At 31.9% G+C, this 24885-nt stretch carries 38 protein-coding genes; all 38 read right to left on the bottom strand.

Annotation, left to right across the window (positions count from 1 at the left end):
* Window positions 1-5 precede the first annotated feature (5 nt).
* Complete coding sequence (locus C4S75_RS07285; protein WP_105297640.1) at window positions 6-4712, bottom strand: tape measure protein; 4707 nt, start codon at window positions 4710-4712, stop codon at window positions 6-8.
* Complete coding sequence (locus C4S75_RS10100) at window positions 4712-4888, bottom strand: hypothetical protein (protein WP_158254230.1); 177 nt, start codon at window positions 4886-4888, stop codon at window positions 4712-4714. The genes C4S75_RS07285 and C4S75_RS10100 overlap by 1 nt, the downstream gene beginning before the upstream one ends.
* 59 nt (window positions 4889-4947) lie before the next feature.
* The gene (locus tag C4S75_RS07290) at window positions 4948-5502 is read right to left on the bottom strand and encodes a hypothetical protein (RefSeq protein WP_105297641.1); all 555 of its coding nucleotides are present in this window, start codon (window positions 5500-5502) and stop codon (window positions 4948-4950) included.
* A gap of 78 nt (window positions 5503-5580) precedes the next feature.
* Window positions 5581-6318 carry a hypothetical protein gene (locus tag C4S75_RS07295; protein ID WP_105297642.1) on the bottom strand — a complete coding sequence of 246 codons (738 nt, stop codon included), beginning with the start codon at window positions 6316-6318 and terminating at the stop codon, window positions 5581-5583.
* Window positions 6319-6329: 11 nt separating this feature from the next.
* Window positions 6330-6743, bottom strand: coding sequence for a hypothetical protein (locus C4S75_RS07300; RefSeq protein WP_105297643.1), 414 nt, complete (start codon window positions 6741-6743; stop codon window positions 6330-6332).
* Window positions 6740-7198 (bottom strand): hypothetical protein, encoded by a 459-nt coding sequence (locus C4S75_RS07305; RefSeq protein WP_105297644.1) that lies wholly within the window; start codon window positions 7196-7198, stop codon window positions 6740-6742. Before C4S75_RS07305 ends, C4S75_RS07300 begins: the two co-directional genes overlap by 4 nt.
* Complete coding sequence (locus tag C4S75_RS07310) at window positions 7189-7512, bottom strand: hypothetical protein (RefSeq protein ID WP_105297645.1); 324 nt, start codon at window positions 7510-7512, stop codon at window positions 7189-7191. The genes C4S75_RS07305 and C4S75_RS07310 overlap by 10 nt, the downstream gene beginning before the upstream one ends.
* Window positions 7506-7826, bottom strand: a complete 321-nt coding sequence (locus C4S75_RS07315; protein ID WP_105297646.1) for a DUF6706 family protein — start codon at window positions 7824-7826, stop codon at window positions 7506-7508. The genes C4S75_RS07310 and C4S75_RS07315 overlap by 7 nt, the downstream gene beginning before the upstream one ends.
* 13 nt (window positions 7827-7839) lie before the next feature.
* Window positions 7840-8943 carry a major capsid protein gene (locus tag C4S75_RS07320; RefSeq protein ID WP_105297647.1) on the bottom strand — a complete coding sequence of 368 codons (1104 nt, stop codon included), beginning with the start codon at window positions 8941-8943 and terminating at the stop codon, window positions 7840-7842.
* Window position 8944: 1 nt separating this feature from the next.
* Window positions 8945-9508, bottom strand: coding sequence for a hypothetical protein (locus C4S75_RS07325; protein ID WP_105297648.1), 564 nt, complete (start codon window positions 9506-9508; stop codon window positions 8945-8947).
* Window positions 9509-9518: 10 nt separating this feature from the next.
* Window positions 9519-10136, bottom strand: a complete 618-nt coding sequence (locus C4S75_RS07330; protein ID WP_105297649.1) for a hypothetical protein — start codon at window positions 10134-10136, stop codon at window positions 9519-9521.
* A gap of 144 nt (window positions 10137-10280) precedes the next feature.
* Window positions 10281-11312, bottom strand: coding sequence for a hypothetical protein (locus tag C4S75_RS07335; protein WP_105297650.1), 1032 nt, complete (start codon window positions 11310-11312; stop codon window positions 10281-10283).
* Window positions 11313-11331: 19 nt separating this feature from the next.
* Window positions 11332-11526 carry a hypothetical protein gene (locus C4S75_RS07340; protein ID WP_105297651.1) on the bottom strand — a complete coding sequence of 65 codons (195 nt, stop codon included), beginning with the start codon at window positions 11524-11526 and terminating at the stop codon, window positions 11332-11334.
* 18 nt (window positions 11527-11544) lie between these two features.
* Window positions 11545-12915, bottom strand: coding sequence for a phage portal protein (locus C4S75_RS07345; protein ID WP_105297652.1), 1371 nt, complete (start codon window positions 12913-12915; stop codon window positions 11545-11547).
* Window positions 12916-12941: 26 nt separating this feature from the next.
* Window positions 12942-14363: a phage terminase large subunit gene (locus C4S75_RS07350; protein WP_105297653.1), complete on the bottom strand. Its 1422-nt coding sequence runs from the start codon at window positions 14361-14363 to the stop codon at window positions 12942-12944.
* Window positions 14364-14368: 5 nt separating this feature from the next.
* Window positions 14369-14860: a transposase gene (locus C4S75_RS07355; protein ID WP_105297654.1), complete on the bottom strand. Its 492-nt coding sequence runs from the start codon at window positions 14858-14860 to the stop codon at window positions 14369-14371.
* A gap of 23 nt (window positions 14861-14883) precedes the next feature.
* Window positions 14884-15303 carry a hypothetical protein gene (locus C4S75_RS07360; protein ID WP_105297655.1) on the bottom strand — a complete coding sequence of 140 codons (420 nt, stop codon included), beginning with the start codon at window positions 15301-15303 and terminating at the stop codon, window positions 14884-14886.
* A 52-nt stretch (window positions 15304-15355) separates the two neighbouring features.
* Complete coding sequence (locus C4S75_RS07365; RefSeq protein ID WP_105297656.1) at window positions 15356-15595, bottom strand: hypothetical protein; 240 nt, start codon at window positions 15593-15595, stop codon at window positions 15356-15358.
* A 93-nt stretch (window positions 15596-15688) separates the two neighbouring features.
* Window positions 15689-15880 carry a hypothetical protein gene (locus C4S75_RS07370; RefSeq protein ID WP_105297657.1) on the bottom strand — a complete coding sequence of 64 codons (192 nt, stop codon included), beginning with the start codon at window positions 15878-15880 and terminating at the stop codon, window positions 15689-15691.
* A gap of 19 nt (window positions 15881-15899) precedes the next feature.
* Entirely contained in the window at window positions 15900-16283 is a 384-nt protein-coding gene (locus C4S75_RS07375; protein ID WP_105297658.1) for a VRR-NUC domain-containing protein, read from the bottom strand.
* Between the two features lie 22 nt (window positions 16284-16305).
* Window positions 16306-16731 (bottom strand): methyltransferase domain-containing protein, encoded by a 426-nt coding sequence (locus C4S75_RS07380; RefSeq protein WP_255410609.1) that lies wholly within the window; start codon window positions 16729-16731, stop codon window positions 16306-16308.
* A 120-nt stretch (window positions 16732-16851) separates the two neighbouring features.
* The gene (locus tag C4S75_RS07385) at window positions 16852-17535 is read right to left on the bottom strand and encodes a hypothetical protein (protein ID WP_146105596.1); all 684 of its coding nucleotides are present in this window, start codon (window positions 17533-17535) and stop codon (window positions 16852-16854) included.
* Window positions 17532-17765 (bottom strand): hypothetical protein, encoded by a 234-nt coding sequence (locus C4S75_RS07390; protein ID WP_105297661.1) that lies wholly within the window; start codon window positions 17763-17765, stop codon window positions 17532-17534. The genes C4S75_RS07385 and C4S75_RS07390 overlap by 4 nt, the downstream gene beginning before the upstream one ends.
* Window positions 17762-18226 carry a hypothetical protein gene (locus tag C4S75_RS07395; protein ID WP_105297662.1) on the bottom strand — a complete coding sequence of 155 codons (465 nt, stop codon included), beginning with the start codon at window positions 18224-18226 and terminating at the stop codon, window positions 17762-17764. The genes C4S75_RS07390 and C4S75_RS07395 overlap by 4 nt, the downstream gene beginning before the upstream one ends.
* A gap of 12 nt (window positions 18227-18238) precedes the next feature.
* Window positions 18239-18592: a DUF1508 domain-containing protein gene (locus C4S75_RS07400; protein WP_105297663.1), complete on the bottom strand. Its 354-nt coding sequence runs from the start codon at window positions 18590-18592 to the stop codon at window positions 18239-18241.
* A gap of 23 nt (window positions 18593-18615) precedes the next feature.
* Entirely contained in the window at window positions 18616-18978 is a 363-nt protein-coding gene (locus C4S75_RS07405) for a YegP family protein (RefSeq protein ID WP_105297664.1), read from the bottom strand.
* A gap of 23 nt (window positions 18979-19001) precedes the next feature.
* Window positions 19002-19346 carry a hypothetical protein gene (locus C4S75_RS07410; protein ID WP_105297665.1) on the bottom strand — a complete coding sequence of 115 codons (345 nt, stop codon included), beginning with the start codon at window positions 19344-19346 and terminating at the stop codon, window positions 19002-19004.
* Window positions 19347-19515: 169 nt separating this feature from the next.
* The gene (locus tag C4S75_RS07415; RefSeq protein WP_105297666.1) at window positions 19516-19722 is read right to left on the bottom strand and encodes a hypothetical protein; all 207 of its coding nucleotides are present in this window, start codon (window positions 19720-19722) and stop codon (window positions 19516-19518) included.
* A 13-nt stretch (window positions 19723-19735) separates the two neighbouring features.
* The gene (locus tag C4S75_RS07420) at window positions 19736-20386 is read right to left on the bottom strand and encodes a hypothetical protein (RefSeq protein WP_146105597.1); all 651 of its coding nucleotides are present in this window, start codon (window positions 20384-20386) and stop codon (window positions 19736-19738) included.
* A gap of 128 nt (window positions 20387-20514) precedes the next feature.
* Window positions 20515-20649 (bottom strand): hypothetical protein, encoded by a 135-nt coding sequence (locus C4S75_RS10195; RefSeq protein WP_255410610.1) that lies wholly within the window; start codon window positions 20647-20649, stop codon window positions 20515-20517.
* A gap of 36 nt (window positions 20650-20685) precedes the next feature.
* Window positions 20686-20961, bottom strand: coding sequence for a hypothetical protein (locus C4S75_RS07425; RefSeq protein ID WP_105297668.1), 276 nt, complete (start codon window positions 20959-20961; stop codon window positions 20686-20688).
* A gap of 29 nt (window positions 20962-20990) precedes the next feature.
* Complete coding sequence (locus tag C4S75_RS07430) at window positions 20991-21953, bottom strand: hypothetical protein (RefSeq protein WP_158254231.1); 963 nt, start codon at window positions 21951-21953, stop codon at window positions 20991-20993.
* Window positions 21916-22749 (bottom strand): DUF6291 domain-containing protein, encoded by an 834-nt coding sequence (locus tag C4S75_RS07435; protein ID WP_105297670.1) that lies wholly within the window; start codon window positions 22747-22749, stop codon window positions 21916-21918. Before C4S75_RS07435 ends, C4S75_RS07430 begins: the two co-directional genes overlap by 38 nt.
* Window positions 22750-22771: 22 nt before the next feature.
* Window positions 22772-23140, bottom strand: coding sequence for a hypothetical protein (locus tag C4S75_RS07440; RefSeq protein WP_105297671.1), 369 nt, complete (start codon window positions 23138-23140; stop codon window positions 22772-22774).
* A complete protein-coding gene (locus C4S75_RS07445; protein WP_105297672.1) occupies window positions 23137-23745 on the bottom strand; it encodes an HNH endonuclease signature motif containing protein in 609 nt (202 codons plus the stop codon). The genes C4S75_RS07440 and C4S75_RS07445 overlap by 4 nt, the downstream gene beginning before the upstream one ends.
* Before the next feature lie 90 nt (window positions 23746-23835).
* The gene (locus C4S75_RS07450) at window positions 23836-24114 is read right to left on the bottom strand and encodes a hypothetical protein (protein WP_105297673.1); all 279 of its coding nucleotides are present in this window, start codon (window positions 24112-24114) and stop codon (window positions 23836-23838) included.
* 45 nt (window positions 24115-24159) lie between these two features.
* Window positions 24160-24525 carry a DUF1508 domain-containing protein gene (locus C4S75_RS07455; protein ID WP_105297674.1) on the bottom strand — a complete coding sequence of 122 codons (366 nt, stop codon included), beginning with the start codon at window positions 24523-24525 and terminating at the stop codon, window positions 24160-24162.
* 2 nt (window positions 24526-24527) lie between these two features.
* A complete protein-coding gene (locus tag C4S75_RS07460) occupies window positions 24528-24884 on the bottom strand; it encodes a DUF1508 domain-containing protein (RefSeq protein ID WP_105297675.1) in 357 nt (118 codons plus the stop codon).
* Between the last annotated feature and the right edge of the window lies 1 nt (window position 24885).

Raw genomic sequence — 24885 nt, forward strand, 5'->3', positions numbered from 1 at the left:
TTTATTTAATAGAATAATCCTTTTGCTCGGGCACTGTCCAGTCCCGAATTAGATTTAATATATTGTACCATGTCACTCATCATTTTTTCCATGGAATTTAATTTAAAGGTGTTCATTTCAATTTTACTCATCAAAGTAAGTTGGTCTCTCAATAAATTAAAAGAATTTAATTGATTCATGCGAATGGCATTCAACTGTCCGGCAATTAAATTTGCCGTATCTTCACTCACTCCTTTAATAGCTCCTGAGAGAGGGTCCATATCTGCAGAGTTAATGTTTTTAAAAAAATTTTCAAACTCCGTAAGCGCATTAGTAAAACTATTTCCCGCCTCGCTCAACCGGCTTTTCCATTTATCAAAATCAAACCCTGATAAGGAATTGTTATTATTACCCATATAATCAGACATATCCTTAACAAATTTGTCGGTTACCGGTTCTAATATGCGCAATTTAAGCGCGTTTTTAACGGAATTAGCAATGACCTGCTTAAACGTCTTTTCAAAATCTTTGGCCGCATCCTTACCCTCTGAAAAAGCAGTCGTAAAAACATCTGCCAATTGGTTTGCCACGTCTTTAAAATTTGTTTGAGTGAGGGTTTCTGCTATATTGTTTTGAATGTCGATGATTTGATTATTAATTTCATTTATTTGATTTTTCCAATCTTCAATCGCTCCGTTGTCGCGTTTCTTGCTTTTTTTCTTTTGCTCATTAGCTATTAACTCATTGAGTTTTTGTTGTTGAGATTGTAAATTTTGGATTTTATCCCGTTGCGTTGAGTAATAATCCTCTCCTACCGCTCTGCCTACTTCTCGTTCCATGTTTGAGAACAACCGCTGTATTTCAGCTAATTCAGATTTTAATTGTTTCGTTCTTCTTTGCAATTTTCTTGATTTGCGATCAAAGGCATCAGAAAGCGTACTGATCAGTCCCATAGCTCCACCTATTATTTGCGCCGGATTTTTATTTAATATACCCGAAATAGCCTGCATTCCTCCTTCTATTCCTTTAACGACTTTATCTAAATCTTCGGTATTATAGCCTAAATCCTTTAATCCGTTGGAAATCGCCTTTAAAGACATTATTGCTTTCTCTTCAAACTCTTGATATGCTTTTTTTAAGTTATCAAGCGCCTTGGATTTATTTATTTCCCCTTCCGCTTCCTTGTATTTTTTAATAGCCTTTCTAAGATTGGTTAGAGAAGAAGAAATAGAGGTTTCATAATCGTCTAATTGTTTTATAAGGTTCTTTTTAATTCCTTCATCACTAATATTGTCGATCATTTCTTTCATCTTCTTCGTGCTTTTCTTAAACACCTCTAAAGACACATCGCCCATCCCGTCAAATAGATGTTGCCAAATATCAGAACCTTGTATTTCCGAGGCGTCTAATTCACCGATAAGCCTGTCTTTAGTCTTTTCTATGAGAGGAATTAATTCTAAATACCCTTTTTCTCTTGCAAGCAATATATTTTTCTCGGCCTCGTCAACTATTTCTTTTCGTTGAGTTTCAAAAGTTTTAAAATTAGCCAATAAGTTATTTAAAATATCCTGCTGCGTTTTTTCGGATTCTTGATTGAGGAAATTAAACGCTTCATTTTTTTGCTCACCAAAAATATGAATCGCTCCTTCATCCAATTTTTGTTTGAATTCTGCAATTTTTTCCACATATTCAAATAAGGACCGGCTTTCATCTTTTGCTCGGGCAATACTGTCCTTTAATTGCTCAAAGGATGATTTTATACCTTTAATTTCATTAATTCTGTCCGTAAGGACGGATAGTTGATTGCCTTCAACTAAAGTTAATTGGTCTCCCTTATTTACGATATTGGCTTTTTGTTTTTCTAAATATTCTAAAAATGTATTTCCGTTTTTTAGTAAATCGGAAAATTGCCTATCTGCAGAATCTTTGCCCAAATTCTCGATCCATTTATAGTAATTAGAATATTGTTGACTCTTATAGGTCAATTCTTCATCAAATCCCCGTATTGCCAGATTGAAACGGATCTCTTCCGCTTTTTGATCTGCTTCTATCTTTTTGTCGGAAAGCTTTTTAATAAACTCCTTGTTTTTTTCTTCATACGCTGTTTTTGATATAATGTCATCAATTTTCCTGGATACCTCTTCCCAATATTTTAAAGATCCGTAAGGATATTCTTCTTTTTTAGTTTTAGTCTTTCTTTTGGATGATTTTTCAACGGAAATATTGTATTTATCTAACTCTTTTCGTGCTTCTTTGATCAGTTGGGTGTATTCTTTAAAATCTTTTTCTTGATTGGAGGTCCTGCCCGAGGACGGTAACGCTTCCAGTAATTTGGTGTACTCTTCTTCTCTTTTTTTCCAATATTCCTTATTTTTAGTTGCTGCAGGTGATTTTAGGGCGAATAATTTCTCGTCTAAATCAGCACGGCTATCTAGAATGTTTTTTAAAGCATAATTGATGGGTGATAAATAAGAAGGAATAACCGAAAATGAACTTCCTAATTTATCAACCTCGTCTTTAGTTTCAATAATTAATTTTTTTTGTTTCAACAGACTCTCAGTCCCTTGATTTACTAAAGATATCTTTTTTTCATGCGATAAATTCTCTTTATTCAATACATTTTGATTATCCAAAATAGCCAATGCCTGGTCAGTTAAAATTTTCTTTTGCTCTTCAAGGTATTTAATTTTCTCTTTTTCCGATAATTCTTGATACGCAGCCTCTTTGGCGTTTTGCTCGTTAAGTTTTTTTTGCTCTTTAAGTAATTTTAATTCTTCTTCTTGAGTCGCAAGTAATTTGGTTACATGAATAATTTCAAATACATTTTTGTCGTCTTTTACCGTTCTTTCATAACGTTCTCTTAATTCTTTAATTTTGTTTTCCACTTCTTCAATGCCTTTCGTGTTTATCTTAACATCGGCATCGTCCATGGCTTTATTTAAAATCTTTTGTTGCTCTGCCGCACTTTTGGCTTTAAAAGCATGAAGGTCTAAGTTTCGTAAATAGTCGGGGTATAAGGCTTTTAATTTATTGAAAGCTTCTACTTGAGCATAAATGGAGTTTGTTTGTGAATTGATCGTATCGACCCATCGTGAGGTATTTTCTCTTCTTTTTTGTCCTTCTTCCAATCGAGCATTTAATTTTTTTTGCGCTTCTTCTTGAGCGTTAGTGCTGTCATGCAAGGCCCACATAGTAGCGGTTAATCCAACAATGGTGGTGGTAATCAACACAAAAGGATGAGTAATTAATGCGGCATTTAAAGCTTTTTGGGCCACGGTTTCAGCCGCTAAGGCTACCGCTCGAGCCCTTGAAACTACAGTCAATCCCTGAGTGACCCTGGACAGATTAACCACGTTTGCAATCATAGTTGTAGTGTCTTTGGCTTTTTGAAGTGTATTATCTAGCATTAAAGCGGCGCGGTAAGCCCCGTAAGTACTGATAAGTGTAGTTAAAACTTTAACTAGTGCTTCATAGTTTTCAACTAAAAAAGCAGCGGCCGAAATTCCTCCTGAGAGTATACTTTGTGTTTTTGTGCCTATATCATTTAAGGCAACATCTACCGCATCAGATAGTTTTTCCCGTAGTCCAACCAATGATTCCGTTTGTTTGATCATCAAGTTATGGAATTTCCCGCCCTCTGAAGACATATTTTTAAGCGCTTTTTGAACCTCAGGAAATCCTACTTTTCCGGCCTCTACCATTTCGTTTATTTGGTTGGTATTAACTTTTAGGACCTTAGCTAATTCCTCATAAATAGGGATACCCCTCCCCGCAAATTGCCTGATGTCTACCGCATACGCTCTTCCTTGTGTCCTCAACGTACCGTATAAATACGCCAGGTCTCCGATTGGTTGAGATACCCCTGATGCAACATCCCCTAACATTTTGAGTTCATTGCGCACTTCATGTGCGGCACTCCCATAAGCTAACAACTGTTTTGCGGCTTTTGCGGAAGATTGCAAACCAAAAGGAGATTCGGAAGCAAAACTTACCAATTCGCCCATTAATTGGTCGGCCTTTGCCTTGCTTTGAAGCATAACTTCAAATGCTATTTGGTTTTGTTGAAACTCTCCTCTTACTTTTATTAATTGGTTGGTAAAGCCTTTTAAGGCTGTTAGCGAAAAATAAGCGGCAACCCCTGTGGATAGAGATTTAAAATACCCGTTCATTTTAGAGGTTTCATCTTTAACGGTACTTGATAAATTTTCAACATCTTTTTTAGTTTTATCGATACCCTGAATGGTTGCTTTAACAGGTTTATTGGAAGATAAATCTTTTATTTTTTGCTTCGCCGTCTCTAATTCTGTTGAATATGCGGTTACAGCAGACTTAGCATCGATAATTCTGTTTTTTAGTTCGTTCCATTTTTTGGACCCTTCACCAAAAGTTTTTTGTTGATATTTAAAGTTTTCGATCTCCTTATACAACTCTTTAATATTTCTTTTGGCTTCTTCCATAATAACCCGCTGCTTAACCATTTCGTTACTCACACTGTTTCCTGGAGCAGTAAGGATTAATTTATTTAAATTTACCCCGTATTTGGAAGCATTTTTTTGTATTAAATATTCTAACCTTTTACCGGAATTTACAACTGCAGTATCTAATTTAGAAAAATCATCCACGGCATTATTGGAAAAATTTTTAATTAAATCTTCCCCCTGTTTTATCGCTTTTTTTATAAGGCTTAGATCAATTTCAGCCGAAAAATTTAAAGCTCCTTCGTTATTGTTCATTATAGATTTTTATTTTGTTGATTTAGCATATAATTTATAATATCCTCATCTGTTTGATAGGACACCTTGTTTAATTGAGAGGTAGACGGAGTCTTTGATTCGTTTGTTTCGTATTCATAATTTGAAGCGTCTATCATCATTCGTTGAATGATTGGCCATGGAATAACCTCGTTCATTTCTTTCCATGTAAACCCAAAGTTTTTTTTTATTTCTCCCCTAATCCCGTATAAAGATTTTAAGCCTCTTTGTTTTCCTCTATCGGAGTCGGGATTGCTGTCCTTAGCGGGGCTAGTAATCTGATAGAGTTGGTAAAATCCACTAAATTTCCTATAGTATTAATCAACAGCGCAACCTCTACCAGTTTTGAAGGAGTTAATGAGCGGTAAAAAAGCCCTGTATAATATTTCAATTTTTTTTCATTCGTATATTCCATGCCTAAAACGGCAATAGCAACAATCTTTGCTAAGACAATCGCCTTTTCTCTAACTAACGTTATAGCTGCTTTATTTAGCTGCAATTGATTTTCATTATCTAGTGAATTTTCATATTCTAACTTTAAATATTCTTTAGAAAGCCTGTCTAAGACCTTTAATACCGGTTGTTTTATAACAAATTTTTTCTCTTTGCTTGTCTTTACTGTTTTATACGTTGCGGGGAAGAATGAAAATAGGCCCTCCCGTTTAATCTTTTCTTTTTTTATATATTCCACAGGAATTGAAAATTCAACTCCTTGATTTAACAACAAATCGTATTCTTGTCTTTCTGCTTGTAGTTTTTGAGATATATCCATGGTTGTATATAGTTAAAAAGCCTATATAGTAGGTTTTATATAGGCTTATTTACATGATTTTTTTATTTTTTATAAATTTTATTGCGCTAAAATTGTAAAACCAACGTTTACCGAGCCTATATACCCTCCTCCTGCTTTTTCACTGATTGTGGCTGAATTTTTGGTTATATTGGAAACTTCAACGTTTGAAGTATCTACTAATGGGTTTAATTCATTTACTCGATTTAAAATGGTCTCAGCATTATTATCCTTAAGCTTTCCTAAATCCGTGCTTTTTAAAATTGAATCTAACCTGATTAAGGGTTTAATAAATTTCTGTGTTTGCCATTTAGGTACACCTTCTTTAGTTGGTTCAAGTATTGTACACACTAAGTGTATTTGCATCAGTTCGTTTTTTGTAAAAGAACCGGATAATTTAGGCATTATGGATACTCTAGGATAAGCAAATATATATCCCTTTTCAGGAGTAATTTTACAGCTCCATTCTTTTGCTTCAATTTTATTTGGTGCACAATAAATGGCCTCGTCTCCCGTGCCTTTAATAGTTCCACCAAAAAGTTTTTGTAACGTTTCTAAATTAAAGTTCATTAAATCAAACTCAAAACTCTCTTTTCCTGGTACTGTTATTGAATCAATCGCCGTATCTGATTCTTCTGAATAAAAATCCGTTGTATCTCCATCTTCACTGTTAAATGTGAATGTTTCTCGTCTTGTATATCCCAATCGGAACCACTGATTAGTCATTCCTCCATCTGTAGGAATGGTTCCAAATTCTATTTTTTGAAGTCCCCTGGTTGTTGTCTTATCTGTTGCCATTTTCTATTATTTTATTTAAAATATGCTTTATAACTTATAAATTGAATTCTTATATTTATATAATGATTATTAGCGGTATCCACATCTTTAAGAGTATTTTCCCAAACTATATATAAGTTGTAATCCTCATTATAAATTTCATCTATTTTATTTCTTACTAATTCATTTAACTCGTTCAGCCTTTTTAAATTTGGCTGGTTTTGTATTTGATTTTTGTATTTTATTACCAAATCAGGAACATGAATATTAAGGTTATATGTCCCCTTTTGTATGTCTCCGGTTGAAAGTATTAAAGAGTTAATAACAATATCTTCTTTATTTGAGTTTGCCGGACGTTGCAGTTTATAAATTCCTCCGGTTAAACAGGCTTGTAAAGAGTGTATAGTCTTGAAAATTAAATCAAGTACATCTATATTGGTTCTCAACTTATTAACTTGTTTAGATTGGTAACCATTTTTGGAAGCTCCCGTCTGACTAATTCTTCAGAAGAAGTAAGGACATTATACCCTTTGCTTTCCACGTATACGGCATAGTTCATCCCCGCTACTACTATTAATGAATACGAGTTTTTGGGTTGTTCTGCAGCTAATTTTAACGCTAAACTCTCGCCTTTTTCAGCTCCCTGCATATTGTATTCTGCTAAACCATGACGGTTAAAACCTAGTTTTTTAACCACGCTTCCATCTTTAACAATCAGGTAACCTATGGAAGAACGCAAGTTATTGGTTATGTTTTTATAGCGCCCGTTATTTCTTGCCTCAATTACAGCTTGTTCTCCTAAATAACTTAAATTCATTAAAAGAATACTTTCTACCTTTTCAGTGTATTTATGAAATTTAGCCCTTATTTCGCCTAAATTAAATTCTGGTTTTAAACCCATAGTCTTGTATGTAATTGATCCATTCGCGAATACATCACAGGCAACTCCTGCACCCTTACGGATCCTTCTCCATCTATCACTCTAATAAGCGTTCCTTGAGTCACCTGTTTTGTACCCTTTGGGCATTGTATCAATGCCGTATATAAATAATTAACACCATCTACACCTTTAATAACTTTGCCGTTTCCGGCTTCATCCCTGCAATAACAATAATGTTTCCATTCAGTTTTTTGAGGTTGGTAATCACCGTTGCCATCCCGAATAGACTCAGCAATTACAAGTATTTCTAATTTATAGGGATATTGCATTACCATAAATGGACAGCACTTATTGTTGAACTTGTAAAAAACGTATCGTCTTCGCCTAATTCTTTTGCTAATGAAGAATACCACAACCGTATTGCTTCCATGTCCCAAGAAATGGAATACCCCCCCTCAGACAAAGTTTTTTGCTTCGGAAGATATATGCTGAATTCTTTAAAGAGTGTTTTTTTCAAAAGCAACACATCTTCTTCGGTCTTTACTTCTTTATCGGGTGAAAGTTTTTGATTTATTATGATTAAATCAACGGTTGCAATCTCAACTCCAAATGGAGCTAACGTTGCTAATAAGTATTCTTTATAAGTCATGGGATTATCTAAACTATTTTTCGGTCTTTAAACTAAATATTCCGTTGATTGAAGTAAATACAGGTAAGGCTATGACTTCTGCTTTAATAAAATCGGTTTGATTTGAATTTTGTTTCTCACCTACTCCCCATTGTGCAATTCGAATTCGCCCGTAATTAGAATATGTTATGTCGTCTTGCTGTCTTAATTCGTTGTCAGTGTGTGAATTTTTAATAACACCTAATTTCCCCTCAGGTACAAATACTAAGTTTTTTCCGTTAAAAGGACTGATTGTTTTTAATGATCCGTCCGGTAAACGTACATTTGTTTGGCGGCGAATCACTTTAAATTTTGGCAATTCATTGCTCTCCATAAATGAATTTAACTGACTTAATAAAATCGGACTGTTACTTTTATCCGTACCCAAAATAACTTGCTTTAATTTTTTAGCTTTCGTAATAAAACTAAGTTTTGCTTGAGAAATCCATATTTCAGAAAGTTTTATATTTTGGGCGGCATCCACTATACTCTGAATGTCTTCAAAAGGATCCACCGTATCTATATTAGATTGTACCCACTCTATGGTTGCAACTCCTTTATTGGAGTCAGGCATCTGATAATTGATACTCGTTTTAATCCCTTCAGGGTTATTATCTGCATTTAAATTATAAATTCCTTCATTGGATAATGCCCCTAAAAATATCATGTCAAGTTTTGCTTGAACCCCTTCCACCGCGTTTTTAACCGCGCCAAACATGATTTGCATTAATTCTTGCTTTTTTTTCTGATCGGGTAATAAACTGCTGTTTAGCAATTCTAATATCTTTCTGTACTCTTGCACAGGCAACGGAATAGAATGAGCATGTGTAAGATTTTTTGCACTAATTGTACTCAAACCTTGAGGTCCTCGAATCGGCTCTTTAGCATTCTCATCTATAGTCGCAGCGGCAATCGATAAATTATATTTACCTATGATTTCTTCAAAGTGATAACTGGTAGAAGGAATATCCCACGTCATATAATTCTCGTAAATAGGCGTGTCAAACAACAATTTATTTTGTCGTGAAGCTTCGTCAATGCGTAATTGTACTCTTTTAGTTAATTCTTTAAATATAGAGCTATATAAAATTGGTGGCATATTATTGATTTATAAATAAAATATTATGATTCTTTTTTAGATAATGGCCCTCTTTCCATTCCTCAGGAAAGGCACCCAACACGTTTTTAAGGATAACCGCTTCATACGAAATACTTACGGTTGTGTCTTTAATGTCGTCTACGGTTTTGTCGGACTCAACAACAAATTCTGGGATATTAGTAGGCTCATATAATATATCGCCTTCTTTTAAATCTTGAATCGGTTTTGATAATGTAATCGTGTCAAACGTAGTGTCATCAGTATCAATATCGGTAATTTTCACCTCTTCTCCACCACTTTTCACGACAACATCCCCTTTACATAGCAAGGACCCTTTAGGTATTCTGGGCTTAGAAGCGGTTCCACCGCCCACTATAACCACGTATTTGATAATTGTAGCTTCTAATTTGTCAAAATCAACTTTAACAAAAGATCCACGAGGAATAAAAGTCCCTATTGGTAATTTATTAGTGATATTGAACCCCCCGGGCAGCACTTTACTTTCTCCACGCCAAAAAGGCTGCTTACTGCCTGCATATTTTGTTTCTTTAAAATTTACTCCCATTTTTTTATTATTATGATTTATTCGGCAAACTTGCTACGAAATCTTTTTCTTCTTGAGCTAACATTGCATCATTGGTTACTTGAATTCCTGTTTTTTTGGTAGGTACTTCTAGATTTATTGTAGATTGCTTAATTTCAGAAAGTAATTGTTTTATTTCATCCTCTTTCAAATGATCGTCAATTTTAACACCGATCATGCGTCCTTCCGGTATTTCCATTTCTTTAACATATTTAGTAATAAGCTGCTGCCTTTTTTCCTTCCCTTGCTCTTCCAATAATTTTTTATTTTGTTCAGCAATACCGGCAATAAGTTGATCATTTGCCTTTTTGAAATCAAGAAACCAATTCGGTGCCCCCGATAAATTAGATTCGTTACCGTGTTCCTGTTTATTTTTTAAGCCTTCAAGTTCAGCAAGTTTGTTTTGTAGTAGGGACTTTTCCTGACGAACCGTATCTACTTCTCCTTGAAATGCTTTAAGAAGATTTTCAACCCCTGAGATAGCGGTATCAATATCTCCCTCTACTGTTACGTTATCAGCTAAATAACTAGCCATCCCATTAAATGCTTTTTCTCCAAACCCTAAATTTTTATATTTAGTTTTTAGCGCTGTTTTTATTTTTTCTTTCATTACAAAATATTTTGTAGCACAAAAATACATTACGGTATGAGCGCATCGCTTGATTTAAACGGGTAATTACTAAATAATTACTATAAAAATAAGCGTCTTTCCTGTTGCATACAGGAATATAAAAGGAGGTTAAAAACTAATTAATTACAGGTTTTGGAAAATGGGCTTTATAGGTAAAATATCTTTATTGTCTCTAATAAAATAAGGTAGAGACTTTGCTGTATTAATTCTTTTAAGATTTTCGCTTAACCAAAGTAAAAAGTTTGAAGGTAACTCTACCACTTCATTTACACTTTTCCAGTCAAGCTCTTTTCCACGCAACGTATAGTTGTTAAGTTTAAGCATTTCTTCATGTGTCATTAAAATTGGAAGCATACTGCATAAACATTGTGGGTGCCACCCTACAAATTGAAAATATTTAGGGTATTTACCCTTTAATGAATCGCATATTTTACAGGGATACGGGTTTTTGCTTCTTTTTATTTCATAGCCCACGACAAAGGGCATATCTTTCCATCTTTCAATATCTGCAGTTTTATATGCAATATTAATTTCAGTTCTTGCCAGGCGTAAAGCATTTTTTTTACTGCTTCGATAAACTCCTCTACCCGGCGCATATTCTTTCGCTGCTTTTGATAAAGTTAATTTGTTGTTTTGATCTTTAATTCTCCGAAAAAGCCTGTCCGGTTCGTTAAGATATTTTTTTATACCGATGCTCAATAAATGTGCAGATTGTCCACTACGCAAACAAGCGTCTATGCACAATTCTAACTCCTTTTTGTGTTGAGTGGTTAATTTCCAAACTCTATCGGACAAGTTTAAACCGTATCTTTTGCGTTCAAAAAAAGCATGTAAGGGAGCATCATTTCTTTTCAAAAACTTATCCTTGTTCTTGATTATTTTTATTTTTTTTACTAACTCGTCATTTTTAGTATTGGACAGGTTCCATTCCTTAGTAATTGAAACTTTCAATGAGGAATATAATTCTGAATACATATTTCGTAGTATATTCTTTACCAATTCAGCAAACGGATAATCATAAAAAGTAAATGCTTTTTTATGTAAGGTAATTCTATGAATTAGTATTAGTTCAATTAAAAGATCTGTATATTTTTCATAGAGTTTTTCAATCTGAATGGTATACTCATCTACTCTTTTACGGGCATCGTCAAGCATTTTACTTCTTACCTAGTTTTTATAAGGTTTTTAATAGGCCCTTTTCTTTCGACAGTTCAAATTCATAATATACCCCCGACCCGCTTTCATCTCTTAATTTATACCTTACTTCATTCATGGTTATTAGTATTTCAATTATAAAGTTTTCTAATTGTTTACTGTCGTTTTTAATATATATAGTATCTCCTACGCTAAATTTAGTTTTTATTTCCATTAGTTTAAATTTTTAAGATTAAATACCGGATTCAAAAATATTTACGGCTCTTTCTTTTTCTACCTTTTCCTCTTTTTCTATTTTAATTTTCTCTAATTCTTCTGATGCATTAGTTACATAAGGATTTAATGATACGGCGCTTTGTTGCGAAATAATTTCGTTCTGCTTTGCCTCTATTAAATCATTTAACAAGGTTGAGATGTCTTCATCAAATGGTTCTTGAAATTCATGGGTTATAGTCAATTTTTTACATTCTTCTTTTAATTTAACATCTAGAATATTTGAAATAATAGCTATAATCAAATTAGAGAATCGGTCCAACATAGCCCCATATATTTCCTTATTCATATCTGCTTTTATTTTAGCTAATATCATTAATTGCTTTAAAGCTTTACCGGACATATTACTGGTGCCTTTAATGTTTTCATAATCTATACTAGGTGTAAAGGCTCCCCTGAGTATGTGTTTATCTAAAAAATCCATTTCGTATTTTTTTCCTTCCGGTAAAGAATCATAAGTTAAATAACTGGCCCCGCCTTCACCGGTTAATTTGATTATTTTGCCCTGGTCGTTTTTTTCCGGCATGGAAGCTATTTTATCTATATGAAGTTTAAGGATTGGAGAAGAAAAATAATCATTGGTATCTGCATTAGTAGACGCTAACCATTCTTGCCTTTCAATAAGAGGATTCACGTCCCCGAATTCTGTATTTTGTTGAAATAAAATTACCGGTATCTTGCCTGCTAAATTAATTTCTATATTTACATCCCACCCTAAATTAGATTTAACACATCTGTAAATATTTTTTTTGGTGTATATATCACAATGTTGCTTTACATCGCCGCCGACTTTTAAGTTATATACTCTGGCGAAATTCAGTAATCTACCAAATTGATCTTTTGAATAATACAAATCATCTCCAAGGGATTTTGACAAGGGTTTAGCTAAAATGTCCGGTAGTCCTCCTTCTTCTTTTTCCCAATGGATTAATAAGGCACTTTCCGACTCAGCTCCGGCAATTCTTTTGCATTGTCTTATAGCATAGTCAAATCTTATTTTCTTTAAAACATCCAAAAACTTATGGTAGGCATTATCCGTTTTTTTCGATATTTGATTCCATTTAACCGGATTACCAAAAAGCATAACTAAGGAAATTTCATTGATGTATTTTGGATAATTTATAGGCAACTTCCATTGTTTTTTTAGGCCTATCCGTTCTCCTTTTTCATTGGTTAAAATCTTATCTTCTCTATCATTTATATTATGCGTGTTTACATTATATTTTTTAATATTACTTAACGCGTTTTCGCTGTTATTATCCAGTATTGACAAAATACCGCTTATATCTTTAGATGACAATAACTCATCAAACGTTTTATTTACTCCCATTATCAATATTTTAATATTTATTTATTTTAGTGAAAACCAAAAGTGTCTTTAGTTATATTTTCAAATCCCCCCGTATCCATGTATTCAAAATACATCCTCATAGTAAAACAATCTAACCAATCGGGTGAATGGCCAATAGTGTCTTTAATTTCTTCCTTCGGTTTAACCTCTAACTTGCCGTCACCGTCAACATTCCAAGTTTGAAGATTTCCTAGCTCCAGGATTATATTTTCTTTCTCGCTTTCGCTTATTTCCGCCTCAAACCCTATTTCATTATTATTTATCTTTTCCGCTAATTTATAAGCGCATTGAGTTTTAAGATTTTTATAATTTTCCTCATTAAAAGGTTTAGAGTTATTTTTAAACCCAATTACATTGCAATTGTCAACCACTCCACCACCAACCCCGTCTTCATCTACTAATACTCTGTAATTCGGTATTTTATATTTTTGCTGCAAATGTTTTATGTTCATTTGAATATCCGTTAGTCTCGAGGTATCAAATTGATTTTGGTAAATCAGTACATATCCATTCCACACAGTTATTCTGGCGACATCAGACCCAAACCGTGCTACGTCACAAACTATATAATACTTTCCATTCTTAACTGATAGTATATTATTAAATATTTGTAAAATGGTATCGTGGGCACACATAGCATTCGGGTTGTCTTCATAATCCCAATTAGCTTTTAAAAGCCTTTCTATTAATACCTTGTTATTAGACGTTTGAAGGTTTTTTATATAGCCGGAATCGATGAAAGGATTTTCAGTTACTAAGCATTGTAAAAAAGCGATGTGTGGAGGTAGTAATTTTTTAATATAGGGCTTATAAAATTTATTATAAAGCCAATTTTTTTTAGGATTACAAGTAATAAATATTTTTCCGATTAAGTCATATTTATCGTTCATCCATCGGTTAATCCTAGTTTTAAGGATATCATAAGCACCTAAATTAATTTGTCCGGCTTCTTCAATCCATCCTCCTGTATATTCTTTAGATCCGAATCTTTCATATAAAGGATCTTTCGGAAGGAATTGTAATTTTAAAAAATCTATCCTACTTCCATTGATAAATTCTATGAAATTATATTTTTCGTTTATTTTATAGTAATCTTTATCAATACCATATTGTTTAAACACTCTGCCGAAGGTCTGCCAAGTTGAAGTCATTAAATCAACTAAGGTCTCTCTACCTACAAACCATTTTGTTCCAGGGTATAAAAGACTCATAAAAGCTAAATAGGTACACCCTGTCCAGCTTTTTGCTCCTCCTGCGGCTCCTCCGTACACAACGTCTGTATGTACATCGTCTGTCAATAGTTGAAAGCAATCGTTTTGTTTTTTGTGAGACTTTCCATCCCTATCGGTTATAAACTCAAAATTTTTACGCTTGAATAATTCAATACGGGCTTCTAATAATGGATTATACCGGCACGGTGCATTCATTAAACTCAGCTATTGTTTTGTCCTTCACTTAATATTTTTTCAACCTTTTTTAAATTTTCGGTAGGTATTTTTGAGGCGTCAAATGATTTAAACAAATCATCACCATCTTTCCCTGTATGTTCATTAAACTGTTTGTTTTTCCAATTTTCGGGATCTTGATTAGTAAGAGCAAATATTATTGCTGCGGTATCAGGAAGGACATGTTTTGTTGTTGTTGTTATCTCCGTTGATTTTGGTTTTTTTACTGTCTTTGTTTCTACAACCTCATATCCGCGAATTTTTTTTAATAAAGATTTTTCAGCTTCTACTGCGTACATTTTACGTCTCTCTTTTTTTGCCTTTTTTATTTTCTCGGAAAAATCGGGTTTTTCTTTTTGCCACTCAAAATAGGTACAATCGGCAATTCCTACTCTTTTACATATCTCTGTAACGGTATAACTATCGGATTTTATTAAATCGGTTATTTCTTCTACTATCTCTTTGCTATACTTTGCCATATCAAGGGTTATTTTTTCACATTTTAAATAGAATCAAACTTTATATTATTCTTAATTTCTTTTTCGACCTGTATATATTTTTGTATAAAATTTTTATCGTATTGGATGTCTTCATCAAATTTTTTAATAAAAAAATAGACACTAGTAATGTGCCTATTTAGTTTTTTACTAATCTCATAAGTAGGTAATCCCAGCTTTCTTGCATAATGAACATACATCATTCTGCTTTGGGCATATTCAAGTTTTTTAGAATTAGAGGAAATATCATCGGATATATTAAACACAAGTTTAATTATCTTTTCTATTTGATCTAGGATAGAAAGGTCAATATCAATTTTTTTTATAAAATGAAATTGATCTAACCCGCATTCTTTTAACTTAGATAGTTGTTGATGTATATACTTGTCTGAACCTTTTAATGTACCGGTAAAAATTACTTCCAAAGAGATTTATTTAGTTTAAAATTATTTTTCTTAAATGTTGGTGTAGTTAAAGTTAACTTACCTTATCAAAAGTTAATGCCTTTACTGCCCATAGAAGAGCCCCTTCTAATTCAGTTATTGCTACAGAACACAATCTTTTCTGTTCTTGTGATTCAGAAGTAGCTCTTAAATTATTTAAGGTGTCTATTTTAGCTGCAACATTTTTTTTAAATTGGTAAACTAATTCATTTCCTGTAGGAGGGTTATTTAACCCTACCAACTTTCCCCCGTAACTTAAATTTTGATTTTCCATCTTTTTTAGATTTTTTAGTAATAGTATTTATACAAAAATACTTAATTTTTATTAATTCAACAAATTGATTTAATGTTATTTAATTTGTTTTATTTAAAGTGTAACTTTAAGCTGTGTTTTTTCTTCCAATTGCATTTCTGTTATAATCCTTGAAAGTTGAGCCTGTGAGATATTAAATATTTTTGATAAGGCGGGGATTGTATTTTCTTCATTTGATTTAAAATATTCATAAACCTTTATTTTCAGGACTTTAGGAATATCATCATATCTTTTAAAATCTCTCATTTTATTGGTTATAGTTTTATTATTTTTTATTCAAATAGTTATTTACTTTTTCAATGAACTCTTCTAATGAATAACATACCTCTACTTTATAATCTTTTCTTTCTGCGTCTTCGATAAACACTCGTTGATTTTCTCGTAATTTTCCGTTTTTTGCCTTCATTTCGATAAACAACCCATGATACCCTTCTTTTCCACGCATAAGAAAAAGGTCGGAGACCCCGGCCATAACTCCCTCTCCTTTCATTATGGCCGCCTCTATTTTGCCTCTTTTCCCTCCGTTTGGAATAGCGAAAATGGTTTCTTTGGGATATTGAAGCTTAAACCATTTGATACATGCTCTTTGTAACCGGCTTTCAGGGTTCTCGCGTTTTTTTCTTATTTTAATTTCTTCTTTATTTTCCATTTTTTAAGGTCAATATTTATTATTAATTTTTCATAAAACACAGCCAATGGGTTAATGATTGTTTGCCGGATTTGTGTCCAAAAAGAGGTTGAACTCCAAAGATTTCAATTATTTTTGAAAGGGGTATTTGATATTCATTCCATTTAAAAATTAAAAAGCCTTCTTTTTGCAATACTCTCATACATTCTTCAAATCCTGATTTTAAATCGTCTTCCCATGTAGGAAATAATTTGCCGTATTTTTGGGCTGTAAAGGAATTTAGACCCAGTTGATTTAAATGCGGTGGATCAAATACTACCATTTTAAAAGAGTTATCGTCAAAAGGCATTTTTCTAAAATCTCCTATGATATCGGGGCTTATTATTATACGTCTTCCATCGCATGCTGTCAATTCTGTCTTGCGTATATCCATGTAAACAGCACGTGGATCTTTTTTGTCAAACCACATCATTTTTGGACACAACAAGCATCTAGTATTATTTTATTTTCCATTTTTTTTATGCTAGTATTCTTTTTAACGTCTCTGTAATTTTTTAGATTACTTATATGAATAATTATGTTTTTAGAATTAATACTTCCAATCTTTGGGTTTGTCAATCCATTCAAAGCTATATACCCATACCCACGGATTTTCATCCCACGATTTAAATCCATATATGGATTGCCAAATAGATTGAAACCCTTTTCTAGCGGATGTAAAATTAAATCCACTTTCATGATAATAATCTTTGTACCTACTTACATAGTCCTCGAACATTTCAACCCCCTCTTTTATAGCGTCTTTTTCTGTAATATCCTGTAGCTTTTCAACCCTTACATCCGTTACTTTAAGAAATATCCTCACGGCTTTTTTTGGCATGAGTATAGGTCTTCCCCATTTCTTTAATTCAAAGTTTTCTATAAAACTATCATATTCGGTATCATAATTGATTTTATATAAATATGGTTCTTTTAAATAATCACTATATCCACTATATCCCCATTTTTCTCTTACCCACAGAATAACTCCTTTTTTTATTGGATTATCTTCTAACAAATTATCAATATTAATATCTACATTCGCCATATCTTTGCTTGTTACTCCCTCCTCAGTTGCTCCTGATAGATATTTTTCCCCTTGTTCTACTACCCTTTGTTTTGTTGGCTGTGGTTTAATTATTCTTCTTGTCTGGGTTTTATCTTCAGCTAGTATAGCTTGAATCATCGGAGTTGAAAAATTAATTGGTATATAGGTGTTTTTAGTTTTTTTCATTTGTTTATATTTATTTTTCTTATTCCTTTTGACGTTTGTTCCGCTAAACTTTGGATATTTTCATAAGACATTTCTAAGCATTCTTCATAATCAAGTCCATAATCTTCATTACAATCTTCACGTAATTGATCTGTGGATTGAAAATCTTTTGATATTTTCTTTAGAGCATCTAACATTAAATTGAATTCCTCTGCTTGTCTGTATGTTATTGTGATATTATTGTTTTTCATTTTTTATATTTATTATATAAATAATTTTCTATATCCGTTAATTCTAATACGATCCCACGGCTATACAAATCTTCATCATCATAAATATCAAATGTTGCATGAGGGATATCTGTTGTTATTAACCATAAACAGGCTCGTCCTATTGGACGCCATTGAATTTTAATAGGAATTTTTGGTAAAATAAAATCAATATTGTAATCTTCTAAACTTTCTTTTATTTCATCATAGTCTGATTCGTACAAAATTCCTATTTTATGATCTTTGTCTTTATACAGGAAAATATCCTCTCCTTCATAAAAACTTACTCTATTATATATAATACCTCTGAATTCTAATAAATCATAAGAATACCCATAACAAACCAAAAGCCCGTTTTTTCTGGCTTGTAAGTGCTCTTGATAGGTCATTTCTTCTCCAATTTGACGGCCATTTAATAATTGTGCTAATTCTTCTTTTTTCATGATTTTAGTTTTTTATTTAGTTTTGTCAATAACAGGAGTATCAAGAGATAAGTTTTTAAAATTTTTAATTAAGTTTATAGCTTCTTCTTTTGTATAAAAATCCGCACTGACTGCGATTATTTCACCGTTAACGGCTTTCAGGTAGACATCATATCGTCCATATGGTGATCGCTTTACTCCAAACCGTTCTCCATTTTTAGAATTTCTTATTACTGATTTTACCACTTTTTGACATTTAGTTTTTTGTGTAAATGAACCGCATTTAAGTAAAGTTTTATCCTCTTCGCCTTTTAATCTTAAATAGAAAAAGTTGTCTTCATTTTTATCTATTTCAAAAAAGTATTTTTTGTTGTTTGTGTGTGCCATGGTTTTAGTTTTTTAAATAATTATTATTTAGTTTTGTCAATAACAGGAGTTTCAAGAGATAAACATTTTAAATCTTCAATAAAGTTTTTAGCTTCTTTTTCTGTATCAAAATATTGTGAGTATGCTATTATTATCCCGTTTCCCGCTTTAAGATAAACTCTCCATGCGTTATAGAAAGGTTGTTCAATTATAAAACGTTCTCTGTTTTTAAAATTTCTTATTACAGATTTTATTCCTTCTTTACAATTAGTTTTGTATGTAAATTGCCAGCTTTCTAGGTAAATATTACCTTCTTCGTCTTTTAATTCGAAATAGAATAAGTTAAAACGTTCTTCTTTGTATATTTCAAAATAGAATTTTTCTTTGTTGTTATTTGAATGTTTCATGATTTTAGTTTTTTAAATAATTATTATTTAGTTTTGTCAACAATAGGAGTTTTAAGAGATAAACAGTTTAAATCTTTAATAAAGTTTTTAGCTTCTTCTTCTGCATCTAAAAAATTTGATTTTACTATTGTTCGACCGTTTCCCGCTTTAAGATAAACTCTCCATGCGTTATCTCCATTTGTTTTACTGTTCGAATTAGAACCAATAGCAATGCTATGCGATTTATACCCTAACGTTAAACCCTTTGAAGTACTACCCATTATAACGTTACAGGATTCATCTCCTTTAGTTATATACTCTGTATAATCATTATAACCGATAGTAGGACTATTTTTTTTGTTTGTAATTTGTTTTTTTGAGTTTTCCATTTTTTTATAATTTAGCTATATTTTTATCTTGATTTATTTATAAAGATTTACTTTTCTCTAAACGTTCAATAAATTGAGAAATGATGAAATTTACCTTTTCAATGTCTACAGGAGTAAACTTCAATGTCTTTTTGTTTTATTTTTTTAATGTTTTTTTTATTTCATATAGTTAAAAGATCCTTTTTTCTTTAGACAATTCAAACTCAAAAAACACATCAACCGATTCCATACACCTTGTTCTATATCTTATTTCATATAATGAAACTATTACTTCAATTATAAAAACTATTCGCTGCTCTCTATCATTTTTAATATATACTTGATCTCCTATATCAAATTTTGATTCTCTTATCCATCTTTTTGATGATATTATCATTTTAATTTTAATTTTAATAAAATGGTCTTACTATTTCTAAAACTTCTTCTTGCGTAAACATTCTGAATTTCCCCTCTTCATCAAACCCGTAATATTTATCGGGTTCAATAGTTACATCTAATATTTTACCTCCAACTAGCGCAGAATACGCTGTTAATGGACTGTTATTTTTATCATATTTAACAATAATTACTAATCCATGATGCGCTTTTACTATTGATCTGTTACCTACCGTACATGTAATGGAGTTTTTACCTTTGGTTTCGCTTAAGGAACAACTTCCAAAAGTCACGCAACATGCTTCGTCTCCTTCTGTATAACTTTGGGATTGATATCCTAAGGTTACACTATGTGAAAATTCCCCTTCTGTTTTGCTATTTGAATTCTCACCAAAAGTCACACTAAATGCGAATTCCTCTTTTGTATAACTTTGTGAATGATCCCCAAATGTTGCACTGTGTGAGTTGTAGCCTTCTGTGCGGCTTTGTGATAACTTACCTAAAGTAGCACTTGATGATTCATAACCTTTTGTATAACTGTTTGAATACTCATCAAGTGTTGCGCTTGGTGAATTCCCGCCCATTGTATAACTTTGTGACTGATTTCCTAAGGTTGCACTAGGAGAAAAATTCCCTTCTGTTTCACTTTTTGATTTGCTCCTCAAAGTTACACATGGTGACCCATGACCTACTGTTTTGCTTATCTTACTATTACTAAATAATTCTTTTAGCTTTCTGATAATTTTATTAAGAAAATTTTCTTTTTTCATAATTTTAGTTTTTTAATAGTTCTTTATCTCAACGCTATTGTTCTTTTATCTTTTCGGTAATATTTTTTTCCTGCTTCTATTTCTTTAGCATTTTCTAGATTTTCAATGGCTTTTTTTCTTGCTTGTTTTTTTTCTTTATGGGTAATTTCTCCTTTCATTTTGTGGGACGGTTTATTAATTTTTAAATTCATACTTTAAATTGTGACAAAATTTTTACGGATAACTGTTTCCACTTTTTGGGCGAGATCCTGAATGTAGGTAGATCCACTTATCTTTTTTATTGTAAATACTTTATCAGTTAACTCCTCTATTTCTTTTGCATTAAATTCTAAGTTTTCTTTAAATTTTTTGGATCTTTCATTGAATTCCTGTATTCTTTTTAACCGATCTATTACATGGAGTAACAACATGGATAAAACCACGTATTCATGAAATAATTTATCTTTTTCTTTTTTACTTATTTTTCTCATTTTTTAAGTTTTTTACAGTCTTTCATTGATCATCTTCTAAGGCTTTTCCCTTTTAATTCAATAATGTTAAACATCGAGAATAATCGATCGTATATACGTGGTCCGTATCTTTTACCAAATTGCCACAAGGTAGAATTCACATTTTCCAAAACATCGACTCTCCCATTTTTATCTTTGATAGAGCGTTTGTGGTAATTACAGCTTATTAAAGTTGTACTTCCCAAATCGTATCTTTTTTCCAGTATATCTTTGAATATTTCAGCCTTTCCATAGTTGTTTGCCTCTCGCTCTGTTAAAATATCATCATAATAGGCACGTCCATTGTTTTGTTGCAGCCAAAAGAAATCTTTATCAGCAGGCTCTGCGCATACCTCATATTTCTCTACAACTTGATTTGCCGTAAAGTATTTAAAAAACTGTTTGTATCTGGCTAATTTTATAAGATCTCCATTTAGATTTTTAATTGAAATATCTTGTTGCTGGCACACTTTAAATAGATAATGGAAAGCTTTAAAAAATGAAGTTTTTCCACAGCCATATCCCCCTATTACAAGTAATCCTTTATTTAAATCATGTGTGATTTTATCTCCTTTGTATAAAAGATTACTTTTGTAAAAATTATCTGACTTGGCAAAATAATAAAGTAAGGTGCATAAAAATTGATTTGCTTCTCCATCATTTGCATTTGGATTGAATTTTTCCTTGTTTACTTTATAAAACGCCTGACAGAAATATTTTTTTAATTCTTTTACATCCATGGTCCCAATAGGTTTTATAACTTCTTTTTTTTCAATAATGCCCTCAGCTTCATTTGCTTTTTTTTGGTATTCTTGATAAGCATATAATGCTGCTTCATAATCTTTTACAATATGATGTTCAGGATTATTTTGTTTTAAATAGTTATAAGTAGAAGGCCGTGTTGGGCGTTTGGGTATTAAATTTCCCAATCCTTCTTTATCTATTAATTGTGAAATCTTCATCGGCTGTTTCATTTCTTAAACCCTTATTTTTATAATTTCCTTCTAAAATTTTAATAAAATTGGCAGGGCTCATAATCCAATCAAAATCAGCTGTCCAGCTTTGTTTATTTTGCCCATTTAAAAATGTCGACTCCGACACCAAATCTATTACCTCATTTACTTTCTCTTTTCCAAATTCTTTTATCCTTGCGCTAACCGATGATATTCTTTTGTCCGTTATTTTTTGGACTATTGGTAAGTAAGTACATCTATCATTGAAATTATTTACTATTTCCTCACAATCTTTTTTTCTTTCTTCTTTTGTTGAATATCCCCCAGATGAATTTTTATTTTCTCCCTCTATTATTTTTTTTAAAAAAGGGGGCGCCTTTGGTTCTTTTTCTAAAAGAACATCATTCCTCATTTTACATTCTTCATTTTCATTCTTCATTATACATTCTTCATTCTTCATTATACATTCTACATTAGCTTCTGCTTTGCTTCTGGTTTGCTCCTGGTTTGCTTCTGCTTTGCTTCTGGTTTGCTCCTGGTTTGCTTCTGCTTTGCTTCTGGTTTGCTCCTGGTTTGCTTCTGCTTTGCTTCTTCTAGTTCCTTTTTTTTTGCCATTTTCATACTTACGAATATTAGCATCCAATTGCGGTTTTATTAGAGTAAAAATCACTTTGGGGATTTCACTTAATTCAACCTCTTTGAAGTTTAAAGAGTATTCAAATATTGCATTGTAAACCTCTGCTTGTGTTTCAGAAGGTAGTTGTTTTATTGATTCAAAAAAACTTCTATAAAATATGATACTGTCTCTTTCTTCCATTATGAAAACTTTTAAAATAGTCTTAATTTTTGTTGTAATTTTCAGGGTGCCTTGATTGCATTTGTTCTTTAAACTTTTCATCAAAATTATCTTTACCCATGTTTGCCAATGCTTCAGAGACATTGTTATATCCTAGCTTTTTTGCAAAAATGTTTTTTTTCATATATGTATCGTCAGGGTTTAAGGTTAACATCCCTTGTTTTGGGCTAAATAGATCGTTTGCCATTTGTACATTTTCCGACATTTTAGCGGCTTGTAAGATTAATTTTGCATTATTGGTTATTGCGGTACTTATGTTAACCATGGCTTTTGCTTTGTCTATTTCTAATGTACCTTCTTCTATACCTTCTAAGGCTTTAAATAATTTGTTGTTTAATTCGGATATGTTCATTTTCTTTTTATTTTATCTTTAATTTTTTTAGTTAAGTGTAGGGTTCTTTTTATCTCCGCCGGATATTGGTGTATGGTGTTTCTCTCCATTAATTCCTTGTTGCTTATACATTCTAAATTTTCAATAACACAATTCAAGGCGTTCCCATCTTTAAATACTATATTATATCCTTTGGGTATTTTGGTTTTTGTTTCTTTTTCCCATAACCATCGCTGCTTAGGCACCATCATATTGTCTCCAGGGGATTTTATATAATAATATTGGGTGCCCTTTTCATTACGTATTACTTCTTCAAAACTTTTTTTTGTTTGTTTGGGTTTTTGTCCTTTTTTAAATCTTGTTTTTAAGTTATTTTTTATAGCTTCTTCAGATAGGTATTCTGTCATTTTCTTACCCTTATTAAAGGGGGTTGATCCTTTTTTAAATAACCCAGCCTGTTTCCTTTTTTCAATGATTTCTTTAGGTATTTCAAGCCCTAATGATTTTAACTTACGCATTATAGTCCCATGGTTACTCCCTATTTCATCAGCTATCCTCTTTACGGGTTTATTCAAGTATTCGCGAATAATTATTTCTACTTGTTGATCTGTTAATGTCTTTCTCAAAGCAGTGATTTTTATTTATTCCTTCTAATGGATTATATTACCTTTGAAATTTTACATTAGTTAAACATATTGAATAAGAATATAATAATGTTAGTTGCTTTCTTCTTGTCTTAAATTCCTTCTTTTCATGATTATAACAGGTCTTAATTTTTCGTTATATCTTAATAGGAATTTAGGTTTAACACATATAACTTCAAGGTACCCTTTATATCCGCAATAAAAACCTGTTTGATACCCCTGACAATTCCATCCGTTAAATCCATCTTTTCTCAATTTCTCCATCAATGACAAATAATTTTTCATGGACATTTCCTTTTTCATAATTACCGTTATTACTTCATCGGGATCGTATTTCAGTCTTTTCCTCATGCGAACATGTTTATAAATAAAAAGATTTTAGTTGTTTATTGTCCACTAAGGAATTCTCTTAGTTTTATCAGAAAATTTAGCTAAATGCACTTTTCTTGGTAAGTCTTCAACAAATTTTTCTATTCTAAATTTTGTTTTAAAATAAGGGGTAAATGCTATTGCTCTACCATTTCCGGCTGTAAGACTGCATGTCCATTTTTTATTAGAAGCTTGTTTAATTATAAAACGTTCTCTATTTTTAGAATTCCTTATTACTGATTTTATCCCGTGTTTACAATTAGTTTTGTACGTATATGCGCCTCTTTCTAAATAAATATTACCTTCTTCGTCTTTTAATTGGAAATAGAAAAAGTTGTCTTCATTTTTATCTATTTCAAAAAAGTATTTTTTGTTGTTTCTTGGGTATATCATGGTTATTCAGTTTTGTCAACAACAGGCGTTTTTAGAGATAAGTTTTTAAAATTTTTAATTAAGTTTATAGCTTCTTCTTTTGTATAAAAATCCGCACTGACTGCGATTATTTCACCGTTAACGGCTTTCAGGTAGACATCATATCGTCCATATGGTGATCGCTTTACTCCAAACCGTTCTCCATTTTTAAAGTTACATATAACTGATTTTATTCCTTCTTGACAATCAGTTTTGCGTGTATATGGAAGGCTTCCTAGACAAATATTACCTTTTTCGTTTTTTAAACAGAAAAAGAATAAATTGTTATAATCTTTTGTTATTTTAAAATAGAATATCTCTTTGTTATTTGAGTGTATCATG

The sequence above is a fragment of the Apibacter sp. wkB309 genome, assembly GCF_002964915.1.
Classification (GTDB): Bacteria; Bacteroidota; Bacteroidia; order Flavobacteriales; family Weeksellaceae; genus Apibacter.

Coding starts and splice junctions, on each gene's coding strand:
- C4S75_RS07285 (WP_105297640.1), bottom strand. CDS start 4,712: ATGAACAATAACGAAGGAGCTTTAAATTTTTCGGCTGAAATTGATCTA.
- C4S75_RS10100 (WP_158254230.1), bottom strand. CDS start 4,888: ATGAACGAGGTTATTCCATGGCCAATCATTCAACGAATGATGATAGAC.
- C4S75_RS07290 (WP_105297641.1), bottom strand. CDS start 5,502: ATGGATATATCTCAAAAACTACAAGCAGAAAGACAAGAATACGATTTG.
- C4S75_RS07295 (WP_105297642.1), bottom strand. CDS start 6,318: ATGGCAACAGATAAGACAACAACCAGGGGACTTCAAAAAATAGAATTT.
- C4S75_RS07305 (WP_105297644.1), bottom strand. CDS start 7,198: ATGGGTTTAAAACCAGAATTTAATTTAGGCGAAATAAGGGCTAAATTT.
- C4S75_RS07310 (WP_105297645.1), bottom strand. CDS start 7,512: ATGGTAATGCAATATCCCTATAAATTAGAAATACTTGTAATTGCTGAG.
- C4S75_RS07315 (WP_105297646.1), bottom strand. CDS start 7,826: ATGACTTATAAAGAATACTTATTAGCAACGTTAGCTCCATTTGGAGTT.
- C4S75_RS07320 (WP_105297647.1), bottom strand. CDS start 8,943: ATGCCACCAATTTTATATAGCTCTATATTTAAAGAATTAACTAAAAGA.
- C4S75_RS07325 (WP_105297648.1), bottom strand. CDS start 9,508: ATGGGAGTAAATTTTAAAGAAACAAAATATGCAGGCAGTAAGCAGCCT.
- C4S75_RS07330 (WP_105297649.1), bottom strand. CDS start 10,136: ATGAAAGAAAAAATAAAAACAGCGCTAAAAACTAAATATAAAAATTTA.
- C4S75_RS07335 (WP_105297650.1), bottom strand. CDS start 11,312: ATGCTTGACGATGCCCGTAAAAGAGTAGATGAGTATACCATTCAGATT.
- C4S75_RS07340 (WP_105297651.1), bottom strand. CDS start 11,526: ATGGAAATAAAAACTAAATTTAGCGTAGGAGATACTATATATATTAAA.
- C4S75_RS07345 (WP_105297652.1), bottom strand. CDS start 12,915: ATGGGAGTAAATAAAACGTTTGATGAGTTATTGTCATCTAAAGATATA.
- C4S75_RS07350 (WP_105297653.1), bottom strand. CDS start 14,363: ATGAATGCACCGTGCCGGTATAATCCATTATTAGAAGCCCGTATTGAA.
- C4S75_RS07355 (WP_105297654.1), bottom strand. CDS start 14,860: ATGGCAAAGTATAGCAAAGAGATAGTAGAAGAAATAACCGATTTAATA.
- C4S75_RS07365 (WP_105297656.1), bottom strand. CDS start 15,595: ATGGAAAATCAAAATTTAAGTTACGGGGGAAAGTTGGTAGGGTTAAAT.
- C4S75_RS07370 (WP_105297657.1), bottom strand. CDS start 15,880: ATGAGAGATTTTAAAAGATATGATGATATTCCTAAAGTCCTGAAAATA.
- C4S75_RS07375 (WP_105297658.1), bottom strand. CDS start 16,283: ATGGAAAATAAAGAAGAAATTAAAATAAGAAAAAAACGCGAGAACCCT.
- C4S75_RS07380 (WP_255410609.1), bottom strand. CDS start 16,731: ATGTGGTTTGACAAAAAAGATCCACGTGCTGTTTACATGGATATACGC.
- C4S75_RS07385 (WP_146105596.1), bottom strand. CDS start 17,535: ATGAAAAAAACTAAAAACACCTATATACCAATTAATTTTTCAACTCCG.
- C4S75_RS07390 (WP_105297661.1), bottom strand. CDS start 17,765: ATGAAAAACAATAATATCACAATAACATACAGACAAGCAGAGGAATTC.
- C4S75_RS07395 (WP_105297662.1), bottom strand. CDS start 18,226: ATGAAAAAAGAAGAATTAGCACAATTATTAAATGGCCGTCAAATTGGA.
- C4S75_RS07400 (WP_105297663.1), bottom strand. CDS start 18,592: ATGGCACACACAAACAACAAAAAATACTTTTTTGAAATAGATAAAAAT.
- C4S75_RS07405 (WP_105297664.1), bottom strand. CDS start 18,978: ATGAAACATTCAAATAACAACAAAGAAAAATTCTATTTTGAAATATAC.
- C4S75_RS07410 (WP_105297665.1), bottom strand. CDS start 19,346: ATGGAAAACTCAAAAAAACAAATTACAAACAAAAAAAATAGTCCTACT.
- C4S75_RS07415 (WP_105297666.1), bottom strand. CDS start 19,722: ATGATAATATCATCAAAAAGATGGATAAGAGAATCAAAATTTGATATA.
- C4S75_RS10195 (WP_255410610.1), bottom strand. CDS start 20,649: ATGAAAGGAGAAATTACCCATAAAGAAAAAAAACAAGCAAGAAAAAAA.
- C4S75_RS07425 (WP_105297668.1), bottom strand. CDS start 20,961: ATGAGAAAAATAAGTAAAAAAGAAAAAGATAAATTATTTCATGAATAC.
- C4S75_RS07430 (WP_158254231.1), bottom strand. CDS start 21,953: ATGAAACAGCCGATGAAGATTTCACAATTAATAGATAAAGAAGGATTG.
- C4S75_RS07435 (WP_105297670.1), bottom strand. CDS start 22,749: ATGGAAGAAAGAGACAGTATCATATTTTATAGAAGTTTTTTTGAATCA.
- C4S75_RS07440 (WP_105297671.1), bottom strand. CDS start 23,140: ATGAACATATCCGAATTAAACAACAAATTATTTAAAGCCTTAGAAGGT.
- C4S75_RS07450 (WP_105297673.1), bottom strand. CDS start 24,114: ATGAGGAAAAGACTGAAATACGATCCCGATGAAGTAATAACGGTAATT.
- C4S75_RS07455 (WP_105297674.1), bottom strand. CDS start 24,525: ATGATATACCCAAGAAACAACAAAAAATACTTTTTTGAAATAGATAAA.
- C4S75_RS07460 (WP_105297675.1), bottom strand. CDS start 24,884: ATGATACACTCAAATAACAAAGAGATATTCTATTTTAAAATAACAAAA.